Annotated in this window: 15 protein-coding genes and 2 pseudogenes; 3 read left to right on the forward strand and 14 right to left on the reverse strand. The window is 63.6% G+C overall.

The genetic code is table 11. The features are described 5' to 3' along the window. From INT40_RS05545 to INT40_RS05555, 3 genes are read right to left on the reverse strand one after another with little or no spacing between them, the layout of a single operon-like run. Window positions 1–1,080: a UDP-N-acetylmuramate dehydrogenase gene (locus tag INT40_RS05545; RefSeq protein WP_193095712.1), complete on the reverse strand. Its 1,080-nt coding sequence runs from the start codon at window positions 1,078–1,080 to the stop codon at window positions 1–3. Next, complete coding sequence (locus INT40_RS05550; protein WP_101574474.1) at window positions 1,077–1,520, reverse strand: MaoC/PaaZ C-terminal domain-containing protein; 444 nt, start codon at window positions 1,518–1,520, stop codon at window positions 1,077–1,079. Before INT40_RS05550 ends, INT40_RS05545 begins: the two co-directional genes overlap by 4 nt. Then, window positions 1,517–1,966, reverse strand: a complete 450-nt coding sequence (locus INT40_RS05555; RefSeq protein ID WP_193072605.1) for a MaoC family dehydratase N-terminal domain-containing protein — start codon at window positions 1,964–1,966, stop codon at window positions 1,517–1,519. Before INT40_RS05555 ends, INT40_RS05550 begins: the two co-directional genes overlap by 4 nt. A 272-nt stretch (window positions 1,967–2,238) precedes the next feature. Between INT40_RS05555 and INT40_RS05560 the strand changes: the two genes are divergently transcribed. Further along, on the forward strand, window positions 2,239–3,948 hold the full coding sequence (locus INT40_RS05560) for a biotin carboxylase (RefSeq protein ID WP_226830857.1): 1,710 nt from the start codon (window positions 2,239–2,241) through the stop codon (window positions 3,946–3,948). 61 nt (window positions 3,949–4,009) lie between these two features. Then, window positions 4,010–5,221, forward strand: coding sequence for a serine hydrolase domain-containing protein (locus tag INT40_RS05565; RefSeq protein WP_193072607.1), 1,212 nt, complete (start codon window positions 4,010–4,012; stop codon window positions 5,219–5,221). 27 nt (window positions 5,222–5,248) lie between these two features. On the opposite strand, the gene INT40_RS05570 is transcribed toward INT40_RS05565, so the two are convergent. The 3 genes and pseudogenes from INT40_RS05570 to INT40_RS21320 all read right to left on the reverse strand — a co-directional run. After that, complete coding sequence (locus tag INT40_RS05570; protein ID WP_226830858.1) at window positions 5,249–6,496, reverse strand: MFS transporter; 1,248 nt, start codon at window positions 6,494–6,496, stop codon at window positions 5,249–5,251. A 33-nt stretch (window positions 6,497–6,529) separates the two neighbouring features. Next, entirely contained in the window at window positions 6,530–7,648 is a 1,119-nt protein-coding gene (locus INT40_RS05575) for an NAD(P)/FAD-dependent oxidoreductase (protein ID WP_193072608.1), read from the reverse strand. A 295-nt stretch (window positions 7,649–7,943) separates the two neighbouring features. Then, a pseudogene (locus INT40_RS21320) lies at window positions 7,944–8,189 on the reverse strand (KUP/HAK/KT family potassium transporter); the annotation flags it as partial. On the opposite strand from INT40_RS21320, the gene INT40_RS05580 reads away from it, so the two are divergent. Beyond that, window positions 8,134–8,346 carry a hypothetical protein gene (locus tag INT40_RS05580; protein ID WP_193072609.1) on the forward strand — a complete coding sequence of 71 codons (213 nt, stop codon included), beginning with the start codon at window positions 8,134–8,136 and terminating at the stop codon, window positions 8,344–8,346. The pseudogene INT40_RS21320 and the gene INT40_RS05580 sit on opposite strands and share 56 nt — an antisense overlap. Window positions 8,347–8,348: 2 nt before the next feature. Here INT40_RS05580 and INT40_RS20550 read toward each other — a convergent pair. From INT40_RS20550 to INT40_RS05625, 8 genes and pseudogenes are all read right to left on the reverse strand, one after another. Further along, window positions 8,349–8,696: pseudogene (locus INT40_RS20550) on the reverse strand (KUP/HAK/KT family potassium transporter); the annotation flags it as partial. Between the two features lie 199 nt (window positions 8,697–8,895). After that, window positions 8,896–10,317 (reverse strand): FAD-dependent oxidoreductase, encoded by a 1,422-nt coding sequence (locus INT40_RS05595; RefSeq protein ID WP_193095713.1) that lies wholly within the window; start codon window positions 10,315–10,317, stop codon window positions 8,896–8,898. Beyond that, window positions 10,314–10,643, reverse strand: a complete 330-nt coding sequence (gene fdxA, locus INT40_RS05600) for a ferredoxin (protein WP_101575022.1) — start codon at window positions 10,641–10,643, stop codon at window positions 10,314–10,316. The genes INT40_RS05595 and fdxA overlap by 4 nt, the downstream gene beginning before the upstream one ends. Further along, window positions 10,640–11,440, reverse strand: coding sequence for a uroporphyrinogen-III C-methyltransferase (gene cobA, locus INT40_RS05605; protein WP_193073157.1), 801 nt, complete (start codon window positions 11,438–11,440; stop codon window positions 10,640–10,642). The genes fdxA and cobA overlap by 4 nt, the downstream gene beginning before the upstream one ends. Continuing rightward, window positions 11,437–12,768: a sulfate adenylyltransferase subunit 1 gene (locus tag INT40_RS05610; protein WP_193073162.1), complete on the reverse strand. Its 1,332-nt coding sequence runs from the start codon at window positions 12,766–12,768 to the stop codon at window positions 11,437–11,439. Before INT40_RS05610 ends, cobA begins: the two co-directional genes overlap by 4 nt. Beyond that, on the reverse strand, window positions 12,768–13,694 hold the full coding sequence (cysD, locus tag INT40_RS05615) for a sulfate adenylyltransferase subunit CysD (protein WP_193073164.1): 927 nt from the start codon (window positions 13,692–13,694) through the stop codon (window positions 12,768–12,770). The genes INT40_RS05610 and cysD overlap by 1 nt, the downstream gene beginning before the upstream one ends. Beyond that, on the reverse strand, window positions 13,691–14,446 hold the full coding sequence (locus INT40_RS05620) for a phosphoadenylyl-sulfate reductase (protein ID WP_193073165.1): 756 nt from the start codon (window positions 14,444–14,446) through the stop codon (window positions 13,691–13,693). The genes cysD and INT40_RS05620 overlap by 4 nt, the downstream gene beginning before the upstream one ends. Further along, complete coding sequence (locus INT40_RS05625; RefSeq protein ID WP_413463173.1) at window positions 14,443–16,167, reverse strand: nitrite/sulfite reductase; 1,725 nt, start codon at window positions 16,165–16,167, stop codon at window positions 14,443–14,445. The genes INT40_RS05620 and INT40_RS05625 overlap by 4 nt, the downstream gene beginning before the upstream one ends. Between the last annotated feature and the right edge of the window lie 144 nt (window positions 16,168–16,311).

Here is a 16,311-nt window from a genome sequence, read left to right on the forward strand (position 1 = left end):
TCAGAGTGAGCAGGCGATGAACGTGGGCTCCGGCTCGAGGACGATGCCGAACCTCTCATTCACCCCGTCGACCACGGTGCGGGCAAGTTCGAGAACGTCGTCTGTCGCCGCTTCGCCGCGATTCGTCAGCGCCAGGGTGTGCTTGGTCGACAGGCTCGCTCGGCCTGCTCCGACGCTGAAGCCTTTGGAGAAACCGGCATGTTCGATCAGCCAGGCGGCGGAGGTCTTCGTCTGTCCTTCGATCGTTGATCCGCTCAGCGGGTCGGTGACCGGATAGCGGGGGGCTTCGGTGGGCAACTTGGCCGGATCGTCCACGATCGGGTTCGTGAAGAACGAACCCGCTGACCAGGTATCGTGGTCCTGAGGGTCTAAGACCATGCCCTTGGACCTGCGCAGGGAGATTACGCTGGTGCGCACCGACGTAGCCGGCACCGACTCCCCGATCTCGATGTCCAACGCCGAGGCCAGCTGTGAGTAGCGCACCGGCAGGGAGTCTGAGCTGCGGTGCAGATCGAAGGTCACCGACAGCACCAGGTACTGGGCTGTTCCGGTTCTCTGCTGCGCCCGCTTCAACGCCGAGGTCCGGTAGCCGAATTCGAGTTCGACAGCGCTGAGGTGGCGGACCTGACCGGCGAGACGATCGAAGACCTCGACCGAGGTGATGAGTTCGGCGACCTCTGTCCCGTAGGCACCCACATTCTGGATCGGGGTCGCTCCGACGGAGCCGGGGATCCCGGACAGGGCTTCGAGACCGGAGAGTCCGCAGCCGAGGGTGTAGGCGACGAATTCGTCCCAGTTCTCCCCCGCCTCGGCGGTGACACGGGTTTCGGTCTCCGAGGTATCGGTCATCGTCACACCCTTAGTGGCGACCACGCAGACGTCGGCATCGAAACCGGCATCGGAGACGAGGAGGTTCGACCCGCCGCCGATGAAGAGGACATCGGCAGCGGGGCGAGCCGACAGACTCAGGGGATGTTCACGAGAGAACTCGACAAGCTCGTTCCTGGTCTCCGCGATGTGCAGATTGGCCGCAGGACCACCGAGATGGAATGTCGTGAAATCTGCCAGATCCTTCGTCACCGCGAGACTCGGATCTGGGTGCGGCTGAGCACATCCTGGTCTCCGGACTTCACCGTGACATCGATGCGAGCGGTGCCCACAGCAGCGTCGACGGCGCCGACGACTCCGGTCATCGACAGGGTCGCGGTGGGGGCGGCCGGGGTGCCGGATTCGGCGTCGGGGACGAGCACCGGCGCGGAGAACCGTGTCCGGTAGTCGACGATCGCGCCGGGATCGCCGATCCACTCGACGATAGGAGCAACGACGACAGCCATCGAGAGCATGCCGTGGGCGATGACGCCGTCCAGGCCGACCTCCTTGGCGAAACGTTCGGACCAGTGGATCGGGTTGTGATCACCTGAAGCGCCGGCATAGTCGACTAGCGACGCCCGTGACAGGGGAATCTCGGCTTCGACGACGGTGTCTCCGATGGTCAGCTGGGACAGGTCGGTGACGCTCATTCTCCGTCTCCTCTCACAACGATGGTCGAGGTCACTGTGACGACCGGCTGCTGCGCAGCGTCGGTGATCTCGGTGCGGGTGGTGATCATAGCGTTGCTGCCCGCGGCGCGCACGCCGTCGACGTAGGTCGTGGCGGACAGGCTGTCGCCGGCGACGATGGGGCGGGTGATGCTGAACTGCTCAGAGCCGTGGACGACCTTGGAGAAGTCGATGCCGGACTCAGGGTCACTGATATAGGCCGCTTCAGACTTCTGCGCGATGATCACGGCGAAGGTGGTCGGTGCCACGACGTCGTGATAGCCCAGGGCGGTCGCCGCCCCGGTGTCGAAGTGGTAGTCGGCCTTCGCATTGGTGGCCAACGCGAATTCCGCGACCGCCTCCCTCGACACCTCGTAGGGACGAGGCAGGGAATAGCTGGTTCCCTGCTTATCGGTATTCACCGGCATAGTGGCTCTCTTTCGAAAAGACGTCGTGAACCCAGCCTAGCGGCCTCTCACCATGCGCGGGGAATTGCCCCGACCGATGGCTCAGAGCACGGATTTGACGCCGAATTCGCATCGGGTTCACTCAATTGGTGCACCATCGTCCTCAGCCCCCGAAAACTGGTATAGGTTGTTGTCCACATCACATTTGACGTTCGGCCTTTCGCATCATCGCCGCGATGACGCGGACGGACGTGCGAGCAGATAGAGCAGATGTCTTCATAAGGAGTAGTGCGATGACGAACAATCCTGCAGGCGCAAACCGGCGTGTGGTCAAAGACGCGGTTGCAGTTCCCGGCACCGGTCGACCAGTGAATACGGCCGAGGCTCGCATTCCCGATGCCGCTGCAGGCGCTCCCTCTGCAGTGCCGGCTCCTGCCCCGGCTACCGCCTCGGCGCCGGATCCGGGCGATGTCGAGGTCCATGTCGGCACCGATGCCGCCTACACAGGTGAAGAAGCGGAGCGGGCCCAGTTGCGACGGCCCTTGCGCAACATCTCAGAGGTGCGCCACTTCTTCCGCACCAACATCACGCCGATCTATTTCATCGGCGCGACCCCATTCAACCTCCTCGGTCTCGACCGATGGGTCCGCAACTTCTCCTACATCACGTACTACGACGGCTGGGACGGCGGGCACCCCCGTGTCTTCTCCCCGCGGTACAAGCCGTTCGTCGAATTCGACAGCGGCGAAGCGATCAACAACTGGCTCCTCCTCAACGCCGAGGTGCGCGCCCATATGACGACGAATGTGCCCCACGGTGAGAGGCCCAAGGTCGCCATGGTCTTCTTCGACGAGGAGACCGAGCGGATCTGCCGTGAACTCGGCTACGACCTCATCCTGCCCTCGGCGACGCTGCGCAATCAGCTCGATTCGAAGATCGAGACGACGAAGCTCGGCAACGAGGCCGGCGCCTACTCCGTGCCCAATGTGCTCACCACTGCAGACACCTATGCGCAGTTGAACGCAGAGGCGAAGAAGGAGAACCTGGGCACCGACCTCGTCGTCCAGACCCCCTACGGCGATTCAGGGAAGACGACGTTCTTCATCGCCGCCGAGGAGGACTGGAACCGGCACAAGCACGACATCATCGGCGAAGAGCTGAAGATCATGAAGCGCATCAACAACACACCCGTGGCCGTGGAGGCCGTGATCACCAGCAGCGGAGTCGTCGTCGGCCCGTTCCTCACCGAGCTGGCCGGCTTCGCTGAGCTGACTCCGTACAAGGGCGGCTGGTGCGGCAATGAGATGACCCCCGACGTGCTCACCGCGGACCAGCGCACCCGTGCCAGGGAGCTGGTGCGGCGCATGGGTGAGGGACTGCGCAAACGCGGCTACCGCGGCTTCTTCGAAGTCGATGTGCTCGTCGACCTCGACACGGACGACGTGTGGCTCGGTGAGCTCAACCCGCGCATCTCCGGTGCCTCAGCGATCACCAACGTCACCGCCGGCGCCTACGCCGACGTCCCCCTGTTCCTGTTCCATCTGCTCGAGTACCTCGACGTCGAATTCGATCTCGATGTCGCCGAGATCAACGAGCGGTGGGAAGAGCTCTCCGGTGCTGATGAGTGGAGCCAGATGGTCATCAAGGAGACCGCTGACATCACCGAATATATCACCCACTCACCGCTGACCGGTCAGTACTACCTCGACCAGTACGGGACTCTGACCTACAAGCGCGCCGCTCTTGACTGGCATCCCCTGCAGAACGGCAACGAGGTGTTCTTCCTGCGCATCTACGGGGCCGGCGAATACCGGTGGAAGGGCGCCGACCTCGGTGTGCTCGTGACGAAGAACCCGCTGCAGACCAAGGCCGGGGGCCCGAACGCCCTGAGCATCCGGGCCAAGCACTTCATCGATTCCATCCGTGCGATGTACGCCGGCGTTCCAGTCGCAGCAGAAGATCCCTCTCCGGCGTTGGGCGGGCCTGGAGCGAAGGGTGATTGACTTCTGTCTGTGGTGATAATCTCGTCACGGACGACCCGAAACGACTGCGAAGAGGTGGACAGTGACTGAGACGTCGCCGGACCAGACCGTGCCCGTGGCCCCTGTCATCGACAAGGACAACTGGCAGGAAGCCGACAATGTCCGCTGGTCGTTTCAGCACGTCGATCAGGTGCTGCCCACGACGCCGATCTCGCGCGGGATCGGACCTGTGGCAGAACTGCCCGCTGATCTGCAGGACCTGGGCAACGTCGAGGTTCCGAAGACCGAGTTCTCCGCGGCTCGCAGTGTGCGCAGCGTCATCGAGGCCAGCGACACGGATGCGTGGATGGTCCTGCACAACGGCACAGTGCTCGCCGAGGAGTATTTCTCCACGATGCGCCCGGACACCGAGCATCTGCTGATGTCGGTGAGCAAGTCGTTGGTCGGCACGGTCGCCGGTGTCCTCGTCGGTTCCGGGGATCTCGATCCGAATCGTCTGATCACCGACTATGTCCCCGAGCTCGCCTCTTCCGGCTATGCCGGAGCCACTGTGCGCCACATCCTGGACATGCGCTCGGGCATCAGGTTCTCGGAGAACTATCTCGACCCGAAGTCAGAGGTCAGGCAGATCGAGGAGTCGATCGGTTGGTCGGAGCAGACCCCCGAGGGGCAAGCGAAGGGAATGTATGAGTTCCTGACCACGCTCGACGCGAAGTCCGAGCACGGCGGAGTCTACGAATACCGCTCGTGTGAGACCGATGTGCTGGGGTGGGTGTGCGAAAAGATCGCAGACGAGAGCATGCAGACCCTCATGTCGCGGGTGTTGTGGTCTCGGATCGGGGCCGAACGCGATGCGCTCATCGCCACCGACCAGTACGGCGTGGGCATGTTCGACGGCGGCATCAACACCACTCTGCGCGACCTTGCCCGCTTCGGGTATCTGTATGCGAACCGCGGAGTCTCCCTGACAGGTGAACAGGTGGCACCGACCTCGTGGATCGGCGACACCCTCACCGGCGATGTCGACACCAGGAAGGCCTTCGCCGAGGGCCCCGATGACAATCGGATGCCCGGTGGAATGTATCGCAACCAGTTCTGGTTCCCGTTTCCTGATTCGCACGCCTTCCTCGCCCTGGGCATCCACGGACAGATGATCTACATGAACCCAGGAGCCAACTTCGTCGGCGTCAAGCTCTCCAGCTGGGGCCTGCCGCAGGATGCTGCCAAGCTCTTCCCCACGATCCGTGCCTTCGATGCCCTGGCGAAGGCGGTCACCACACCATTCGTCGACTGATCGTGCCCTACACAGGGCCTGTGCGGTTCAGGTACCGATTCTCGCCGTGCGAAACGGAGAGAACCAAAGACCGATCGCACTCAGTGCGAAGATCACCGCAGCGATAACCAACATCAGTTGCGTGCTGGTGAGGGCAGCGAATATTCCCGCCAACGGTGAGGCGACGACGATCACGGCCCGATTCATTGAACGCATCGTCGTATTCGTCCGCGCCTGGAACGCGTCCGGGGTGATCGACTGCCGGTAGGCCATCTCGTGTGAATTGCTCAGACCGATGGCGAATCCGTGCAGGCCCACCCCCGCGAAGAGAACGACCACCGAACTCATCTCGCCGTGCAGCTGGCCCGCGAGCGGTGTGGCCGCGAACAGGATGAGTGCGCCAGCGGCCGAGCACAGGTGGGCGAAGATGACGACTCGCCCACTGCCCAGTTTCTCCCCTGCGCGTGGTGAGATCAGTGCGCCGATGATTCCCCCCAGCCCGCCTCCGGCCATGACGATGCCGAACCAGAGGGCGTCGATGCCGATGGCTCCGAGGAAGTAGTCGGCGCTGACCGCGGCGAGAATAGCCTGGGCGCCGAACCAGACATGCGTCCAGACCGCGAGGTCACGCAGACTCGGCGTCAGGTACACCCACTTCAGCCCTGCCCAGATCTCCCTGCGCAGATTCGGTCTCACAGAATCCTCCGTGCGCGAGCTCCTCGGCTCGTCTACACGGATGAGGGAGACGACGACGGCGGAGAACAGATAGGTCACCACGTTGACCGACACAGCGACCGGTGCCACGATGACGGCAAGCAGCCCGCCGCCCAGAGCTGGCCCCGCGGTCTGGGCAACCGCGTTCGTGCCATCGATTCGCGCGTGAGCCGCCTGCAGGCCGCCGACGGGAACGAGCCGGGGCACGAATGCCTGCGAAGCACTGTCGTTGACCAACGTTGCCGTTCCCAGGATGGCCACGATGAGGAGCAGCGGTACCAGGCTGAGCAGGCCAAGTGCCCACAGCGCCGGGATCGCACACAGCAGCAGAGCTCGAAGAAGGTCGCTTGCGATCATGACGGGTCGACGTCGGACTCGGTCGATGAGTGCACCGAGGATGAGTCCGAAGAGCAGGTACGGAAGCCACCTCGCGGCGTTCATCCAGCCCAGGCCCACGGTTCCTGCGTGCAAGTGGTCGACGATGATGACCTGCAGGGCGAGGAATGTGATCCAGGTACCGAATCCGGAGACGGCTTCGCCCGCCCAGAACCATCGGAAGGCTCGGGGCAGCACCGGTTTCATGACCTCAGACTACCAAGCCAGACGTGCCGCAGGTCACAGCCCCAGGTGTGCGATCGCCGGTGCCTCCTGTCCGAGGATCGCTGCGGCTAGGCCGTCGCCGATGAGCGGACCCATCGTCAACCCGCCGGCGCCGAAGCCTGAGGCCAGCCACAGCCCAGGTGCCCCTGGAACGGCTCCGGCGTAGGGCAGCCCACTGGGACGCGTGGACATGGGCCTGACTCCGACTCTTGTCTCCAGAATCGTCGCCTCGGCCAGCCCGGGAGCGATTCTCAGGGCGTCATCGAGGACCTGCTTCTGCCCCGCCGCCGTTGTGCGCACGTCGAAGCCGACACCGTCCTCACGGGTGGCGCCGATGACGACTCTGCCGCCGTCGAAGGGCGTGATGTAATGGTGGTCGAGCGGATGCAGCGTCGGCCACGACGAGGTGTTGGCCCCGTGCAGGCCCAGATGGATGAGCTGCCCGCGCTGCGCTGTGATCGCCACCGTATGGCCCAGGCGCTCCAGGATCTCCGAGCTGCGCGCGCCACCGGCGATGACGATGGCGTCGAAGTCCTCCACCGCCGAGGTGGTCCCCACGGACCATGTGCCCGAAGTTCCAGCGGTGATCGTTCGGGCCGTGTCCGCGACGAGTCCGGCCCCGTAGGCCTTCGCCCCGGTGAGGACCGCGTCGCGCAGGGTGCGCCCATCGACCCGGCCTCCCCCGCTGATGAAGAGCCCGGACATGTCCGCTGCGATCGGTGGGAACAGCTCCCTGAGATTCGCGGAGTCACACTCATGCGCCTCGCCTGCGACTGCCCCGGCAGCCGCGATGCGATCACGGATGAGATGGGCCGCCTCGGCGAGGAAAGTGGGATCCTCGTTGACGACTAGGGCGCCGGACCGGCGGTAGCCCAGCTCGGGGATCCCGAGCGCGCTGAGCCGGTCGAGGAATTCGGGGTAGAAATTGCCGCCGGCGGCGTAGGTCTCGTAGTAGGCGCCGGTGCTCGTCGAGACCCACGGCGCGATGATCCCGGCACTGGCGGCGGTCGCCTGACCGGCCATGGCATCGTCGAAGACGGTGACCGCAACATCGCGTGAAGCCAGCCCGAAGGCAACGCTGGCTCCGGCGATTCCGCTGCCGATGACGGCGACGCGTGCACTGGTTTCGCTCATGGGCGGTGTCCTTCCGGTCAGAGGGTTTCCTGCTCTTGGACTGACAGTACTCCCTGCGCTTCCCTGCTGCGGTGCGAAGGGACGGCTCAGATCGGGACCTCGCGGTTGACCACGATGCTGTGATCACGCGACAGGTGGTATTGGTTGAGCAGATCCGGACGCAGTCGCATGAAGTTGATGAAGATGGCCCGCTGCCAGCGGCGCATCGGAGAGTTCTCCCCCGGATAGGGGCGACCTCGGGGACGAAGTACACCGCGTCGGCCACACTCGGCGAGCCGGCCGGCCGCGACTGTGCCTGCTCAATTCGATTGAGGAGGTCGGGCACCTTGGGCGGCAGGCTGAAACCGTCGTCCAGTTCGATGGTGGTGACTCCATGCCCTCGCTCGATGAGCCTCGCCTCGGTGGTGAACGGTTTGTGCCCGGTCATGATCTTGACGATGAGCACCCTCTCATGGACGACCGACTGATGTCTGATCAGGGTCTGCATGGCCGCGGGAACGAGCTTCACGGAGTGGCACTGGTACACCGCGGTGCCGGGCATCCTGGTGGGTGCCCTCGGCCCGGCCAGACCACCGACGAAGATGACGCGGCCGATGGCGATCGGCAGCCAACCGCAGGAAAGGAACTTCGTCAGGTTGGAGACCACGACGACGGCGATGACGGCGACGGCGAGCAGTGCGTTGACGAGCGGAACGTAGATCTGACCGGGTGAAAACTGGGACACGCGCACGACGCCGAACGGTGGAGGGAGCTGCAGTCGTCCGGCCTGTTGGATCGCGGAGAAGGCCGCAGCGATGACAGTCTGTGAGGCGATGACCGTGGCCATGGTCGCAAGGACCGCTGCAGGGATCATCGCCCAGTCGGGAACGAGGTCGAAGGAGGGATGGCCGATGTCCCCCGGTGTGCGCAGGTCCAGGCCGACCTATCCCAGATAGTTGAGGACGAGTGCCGTCAGGACGATGAAGAGCCAGGCCCGGGAGATGGGCAGGCGACCGAAGTGACCCATATCGGCGAACAGTGCTTCGGCGCCGGTGATCGCCAGCACCACTCCGGTCAGGGCGACGAAGGCGGTCCAGGGTGGGCGGCGACGAGCAGCGGGAAGCCGTGCGGACCCTCGGGACAGTAGGTACCGCGATGATTCTTATGCAGTGAAACGCCGGGCGTTGTCATAGCCAAAGAGCAGTCCTCTCTGACCCGCCCGGCGTCGCCGCAGAACCTGGCTATTCGCCTATTTTCTGTTCAGGGCTTCAGCGGGGGCTGAATTCGTGGCTGGCGGCTTCGGCCTGCAGATGACTGCGCGCCTCAGCCAACATGCCCTCACGCGTCGCGATCTTCACCCGCTCACGCCCCTCAGCCTCACCCAGAGCCTTCTCCGCCGACTCCACACGGTGATACCCCTCCCAATCCACATAATCAACACCCTTAGACTCCAACAACTCAACGATGGCACTGTCATCTGGATACACCGGCTCAGTCAACACACCAGCAGAACGATCATCCAAAATATGACCAATCGTCTCCAGAGCATCACCCTTCGTATGCCCAATCAAACCCACCGGACCACGCTTGATCCAACCAGTGGCATACACACCCTGGACCACATCCGCCTGCGCAGAGACCTGCTGATCATCCGCGTCGACGACACGACCCTCATGATTCGGAATAACTCCCCTGCTCGAGTCGAAAGGCAACTGCGGCAGCGCTGTACCCGCATACCCGATGGCCCGATACACGGCATCGATGTCCCAATCATGGAACGTACCGGCACCAACCACACCACCACTGCCATCAAGCTCCATCCGCTCCGTACGCAGACCCGTCACCCGATCCTCACCCAAGATCGCAACCGGGGAATGCAAGAAATGCAGATGCAGACGACGCTTAGCCCCCACCGGTTCACGCATCGTGAAATCAGTCAGAGTCTTCGCAACCTGCTTCGTCTGATTATTCGACTCAATCGCAGCCAAAGACCCATCATCGAACTCATAGTCCTCGGGATAGACGATGATATCGACATCCTTGACATGCCCCAGCTCACGCAACTCCAGCGGCGGGAACTTCGCCTGGGCCGGACCCCGACGACCAAACACATGCACATCCGTAACCCGAGACGACTTCAGACCCTCATACACGTGATCAGGAATCTCAGTCGTGTGCATATCATCGGCCTGCTTCGCCAACACCCGCGCCACGTCGAGAGCAACGTTGCCATTGCCGATGACAGCAACCTTCTCAGCACCCAGGGGCCAGGTCTGAGCCACATCCGGATGCGAGTCATACCAATTCACGAAATCAGCAGCACCATACGAACCAGGCAGATCCACACCAGGCAGATTCAAAGACGCATCAATGAAGCAACCGGTAGAGAAGATCACCGCATCATAGCGATCAGTCAACTCTTCGAGATTGATGTCTACCCCGTACTCCACGTTGGAGAACAAACGAATATCACCACGGTCGAGGACCTTGATCAAAGCGTTGATGATGCCCTTGATCCGAGGATGATCCGGAGCCACACCGTAACGGACCAAACCGAACGGAGTCGGCAAACGCTCAAAGAGATCAATACTGACCTCGAAGTCACGCTCAGCCTTAGTCAACAGATCGGCCGCATAGATCCCGGCAGGACCGGCACCCACAATAGCCACACGGAAGGGATTCGTAGTCATAGTTCTCCTGTGTTCTGGGGCGGCAGTGCCGCGATCAGGGGATGGTCGGAATCGATGACGCCATGGGCGGCAGCGCCTCCCGGGGACCCGATGGTGTCGAAGAAGTCGACGTTCGCAGAGTAGTAGGCCTCCCATTCGTCTGGGACATCGTCTTCGTAGAAGATCGCCTCGACGGGACACACGGGTTCGCAGGCGCCGCAGTCCACGCACTCTTCGGGGTGGATGTAGAGGGAGCGAGCACCTTCGTAGATGCAGTCGACGGGGCATTCGTCGATGCAGGCCCGGTCCTTCACGTCGACGCAGGGTTGGGCAATGATGTAGGTCATGGGTTCCTCACGAGTTCCGGTTCGGAGGTCTGCGCCCGGGCGAAGGCACCGACGGCGTAGGGGCTCAATGTCACGACATCACCTGCAACGACGATGGCGGGCGAGCGCACACCTCGGCGAGCTGCTTGGCCTGCGATCGTGTTCAAGGTCCCGATCGTCACTCGCTGGTTCTCGCCGAACCCGTCCTCGATGATCGCGACGGGGCAGTCGCCTCCGCGTCTCCCACGGGCCAGGATCATCGCCGAGTGGGCCAAGGTGCCGATGCCCATGAGCACGACAACCGTGTGATCGCGGCAGCCACCGAGCTCAGCGAGCTGATCGTGGCCGGTGATGACGGTGTAGGCAGTGGCCAGACCGCGGTGGGTCAACGGAATCCCGGCGACGGCGGGGACCGAGTTCGCGCTGGTGACACCGGGGACGACCTGGACCTCGACGCCGGCCTCTCTGCAGTGGGCGACCTCTTCACCGCCGCGTCCGAAGACGAACGGGTCGCCGCCCTTGAGCCGGACCACTCTTCTGCCCAGTCGCGCCTGTTCTACGAGGATCTCGTTGATCCGGGTCTGTGGCACCGGATGGTGGCCGGGGTACTTTCCGACGTCGATGATCTGGGCTGCGAGCGCTTCGCCCCGTTCGACTTCGAGCTGATCGATGACCGTGCGGGCGCCGAGGCGGTCGGCGACGATGACCTCGGCCGATTCCAGGGCGCGCAGGCCCTTGACGGTCAGCAGGCCCAGATCACCGGGGCCGGCCCCGATAAGGAGGACGCTGCCGGGGACTTGCCGGGTGAAGAGACTCATTCCGCACCTTCTTCCGCTGGGGTGTGGATGCCCGCGGCCACGGTGGCTCCGGTCTGCGGGTCGATGATGAGGAAGCCGCCGGACCGACCATGCTCGCGGAAATCCGCCAGCGGCAGTGCGGATGCCAGCTTCACCTCGGCGAGGCCGATGTCATTGCCGGCGAGCACCTCGGCGGGTTCGGACACCGAGGTCGTGAGGTTCCGCTTCGATTCGATCGTCACGAGGGCCTTGACCGTCGTCGTCCCAGCCTTGACGAGCACCCTGTCACCCGAGCGCAGGCCCTGTGTCGTGAACGGGAAGACCTCGGCACGCAGAAGTTTGCGCGGCATCGGCAGGGTTCCGGCCGCGGCCAGCACGCTTCCGCGGGCCATGTCGATGTCATCGGCCAGTCGCAGCGCCACCGACAGTGGCGCACCCGCCGATTCCAGAGGGCCGTCGGCGGTGTCGATGCCGACGACCTTTGTCCTGATCCCTGCCGGGTGGACATCGATCTCATCGCCGAGGTGGACCCGGCCGGAGGTGACCTGTCCGGCCACGGCCCGGTAGTCTCGGAATTCCTCGGGGTTAAGTCCCGGTGCCAGTCCGCCCTGCGGGCGCAGAACCGATTGGACGTCGAGGCGGAAGGGTTCGAGATCGGCGGTGTCCTCCTCCTTGCTGGGAAGGGTTTCGAGGAGTTCGAGCAGGGCCGGCCCCGAGTACCAGGGGGTGTTGGACGAGGCTTCGGCGACGTTGTCTCCGGCCAGTGCCGAGACCGGAATGAGGTGGGCGGTGTCGAGCCCGATCTCGGTGGCGAGTTCCTCGACCTCGTGCTCGACCTTGGCATAGGCTAGGTGGTCGTAGTCGAGGAGGTCGATCTTATTGATCGCGACGATGATATGCCGGATGCCCAACCTCTGCACGACGGTGAGGTGACGCCGTGTCTGCTCGGTGGCGCCGGTGCGGGCGTCGATGAGGACGACGACGGCATCGGCGGTGGTGGCGCCGGTGACCATGTTGCGGGTGTACTGGACGTGGCCGGGGCAGTCGGCGAGGATGAACGATCGCCTGTCGGTGGCGAAATAGCGGTAAGCGACGTCGATCGTGATGCCCTGTTCGCGTTCGGCGCGCAGACCGTCGGTGAGCAGGGCGAAGTCGAACTCGCCGCCGACGAAGCCGCGCTCTTCGCTGGTGCGCGTGACAGCTTCGAGCTGATCGGCGAGGATCGCCTTCGCATCGTGGAGCAGGCGACCCACGAGCGTCGATTTGCCGTCGTCGACGGAACCGGCTGTCGCGAAGCGCAGCAGAGTCTTCGTCTGCGTTGCAGCGGTGGTGTCTGGTGTTGTCGTCATCAGAAGTATCCGTCCTTCTTGCGATCTTCCATCGCCGCGGCCGAGATCCGGTCGTCGGCTCGGGTGGCTCCACGTTCTGTCACAGTGGTCACAGCCACCTCGGCGAGGACGGAGGCGATGTCGCTCGCCTCCGATTCCACGGCACCGGTGCAGCTCATATCGCCGACGGTGCGGTAGCGCACGGACTTGCGAATGACGTCTTCGCCGGCGCGTGGGGTCGAGAATTCTCCGGTGGACCACCACATGCCGTCGCGGTTGAAGACCTCGCGTTCGTGGGCGTAGTAGAGGTGCGGCAGTGCGATGTTCTCGCGTTCGATGTAGCTCCACACGTCGAGTTCGGTGAAGTTCGAGATCGGGAACACTCGCACGTGTTCGCCGTTCACATGGCGGCCGTTGTAGATGTTCCACAGTTCGGGGCGCTGGTTGCTGGGGTCCCATCCGCCGAATTCGTCGCGCAGGGACAGGATGCGTTCTTTGGCCCGCGCTTTGTCCTCATCCCTGCGGGCACCGCCGAACACCGCGTCGTAACCGCCGGCCGCGATCGCGTCGATGAGCGGTTGGGTCTGCAGGGTGTTGCGGGTGCCGTCGGCACGTTCGCGCAGGCGGCCGTCGTCGATGTAGTCCTGGACCTTCGCCACGCTCAGGTCAATGCCGTAACGGGCGGCCGTCTCGTCGCGGAACTTCAGGATCTCCGGGAAGTTGTGGCCGGTGTCGACGTGAAGAAGACCGAACGGGATCTTCGCGGGCCAGAAGGCTTTGGCTGCGAGGTGGAGGACAGTGACGGAGTCCTTGCCACCGGAGAACAGCAGCACGGGCTTCTCGAATTCAGCCGCGACCTCGCGGATGATGTGGATCGCCTCGGATTCGAGAACGTCAAGGGCGGACAGTGGTTTCTGGGTAGACAGAGGTGTGTGATCGATGCTCATACGTGCAGCCCGCATTCTGTTTTGTTAGTTCCAGCCCAACGTCCGGCACGAGGGTCCTCACCCTCGGCCACGGGGTTGGTGCAGGGCTGGCAGCCGATGGACGGATAGCCCTGCGACAGCAGTGGATTGACCGGCACGTCGAACGCACCGGCGTAGTCGAGAAGGTCGTCGAAGGACCAGGCGGCCAGAGGGTTGACCTTGACCAGTCCGTTCTTCTCATCGAAGGTCACCAGCGGCGTGTTCGCACGGGTCGGTGCTTCATCCCGGCGGACTCCGGTGAACCAGAGTTCGTAACCGGCCAGCGACTTCTTCAGAGGTGCGACCTTGCGCCGGGCACAGCAGAGTCCTGGGTCACGGTTGAAGAGTTCGGCACCGAATTCCGCATCCTGCTCGGCCACGGTCTGCTCCGGGAGAACATCGACGATGTTGACGTCGACCTTGCTGGCCACCTCGTCGCGGGTCGAATAGGTCTCCGCGAAGTGGTAGCCGGTGTCGAGGAAGAGCACATCGACGCCGGGCAGGTACTGGGCGACATAGTGCGGCAGTGCGGCGTCGGCCATCGAGCAGGCCACCGCGCAGGAAGAGGTGTCGAAGTTGCGCGAGACCCAGCGGATGACGTCGGCCGGGTTGGCCTCGGCCACGCCGTTATCGGGATCGCCGGCGAGTTCCTTCGCCCCGGCCTCGGCGAGGGCCTTGAGCTCATCAAGACTGCGCGCCCTGGCGGCAGTGTCGTGTGACTGTGTCGTGTTCATGCCAGCTCCTCATCGTCGACGCGGTGTGCCCATTCGGAGAACGTCTCGGTCTCGCCGCGACCGTCGAGGAACCGGCGGACGAGTTTCTCGACGTAGTCGCTGAGGTTGTCGACCGTCACCTTGAGGCCGCGGACTGTGCGGCCGAGGCCGGCTTCGTCGCGGTCCTTCGAGGCCAGCCCCCCGCCGACGTGGACCTGGAACCCGGGAACCTGCTCACCCTCATCTGTCGTAACGATCTGGCCTTTGAGCCCGATGTCGGCGGTCTGAATGCGTGCGCACGAATTCGGGCAGCCGTTGAGGTGCAGGCTGATCGGGTGCGGCAGATCGATACCCGCGAGGCGCTCTTCGAGCGTCGCCACGGCGTCTGCTGCCGTCTGCTTAGTCTCGACGATCGCGAGCTTGCAGTATTCGATGCCAGTGCAGGCCATCGTCGAACGGCGGAAAAGATCCTTACGGCTGGAGAGGCCGAGGGCATCGAGGCCTGCGACGACCTCGTCGATGTCTGCTTCGTCGATATCGAGGAGCAGGACCTTCTGATGCGGAGTCGTGCGCAGTCGCGTGGATCCGAACTTCTCGGCCAGATCGGCGATCTGGTTCAGCAGGGTGCCCGAGGCGCGGCCGGCGATGAGACTGACTCCGATGTAATACTTTCCGTCGGCCTGCTTATGCACGCCCACGTGATCGCCCGCTGTCATAGGCTTCTCCGGGGCGGGACCGTCGGCGAGCTTGTAGCCGAGGTATTCGGTCTCGAGGACCTCGCGGAACTTCTCCGGGCCCCAATCGGCGAGGAGGAACTTCAGACGTGCCTTGTTGCGCAGACGGCGGAAACCGTAGTCGCGGAAGATCTCCGTCACCCCGAGCCAGGTCTCGACGACCTGGTCGGGCGCGACCCACACACCGAGTCGCTCGGCGAATCGGGGAACCACAGACAGGGCTCCGCCGACCCACAGGTCGTAGCCGATGCCCTTCTCAGGATGTTCGACGGCGACGAACGAGCAGTCGTTGATCTCATGGACGACGTCCTGGCTGGGGTGGCCGGTGATCGCCGTCTTGTACTTGCGGGGCAGGTTCGACAGGCTCGGGTCGCCGATGTAGCGGCGCGAGATCTCTTCGATCGCCGGTGTCGGGTCGATGAGCTCATCCGCTGCGATGCCCGCCACGGGAGAACCGAGGATGACACGTGGGACGTCGCCGCAGGCCTCGGTTGTCTGCAGGCCCACGGCTTCGAGGCGCTCCCATATCTCGGGCACATTCTCGATTTCGATCCAGTGGAGCTGAATGTTCTGGCGGTCGGTGAGGTCGGCACTGCCACGACCGAAGTCGTTCGAGATGCCCGCGATGGTGTTCAGCTGCTCGGTGGTGAGCTTGCCTCCGTCGATGCGGATCCGGAGCATGAAGTACTCATCCTCGAGCTCGTGTGGCTCGAGCGTAGCGGTGCGGCCGCCGTCGATGCCGGGTTTGCGCTGTGTGTACAGCCCCCACCACCGGAAGCGCCCGTGCAGATCGGTGGGATCGATTGATGCGAAGCCGCCCTTCGAATACACCTCTTCGATCCGGGTTCGGACGTTGAGTCCGTTGTCTTCGGCCTTATCGATTTCGTTTTTGTTCAACGGTTCTGAGCCGTCGACCTTCCACTGACCATTCGACTTCTTCTGTCGGGCAGGCTTCACGGAAGCACCGGAACCCCGGGTTTGCTTGATTTCATCTACATGTGCGGACACGGTCGTCTCCAAACGCTGCTGTGAACCTTTGGTGCGTCACGCTACAAGAGAATTGGATTGCTCAACAACTCAGGGTCCCCAATCATGTCGTTTCGTGACACATGACGTCATAAGTCTGGACGATGACGATCCGGGTCGAGAGAA

The sequence above is a fragment of the Brevibacterium sp. FME17 genome (assembly GCF_014897515.1).
Classification (GTDB): Bacteria; Actinomycetota; Actinomycetes; order Actinomycetales; family Brevibacteriaceae; genus Brevibacterium.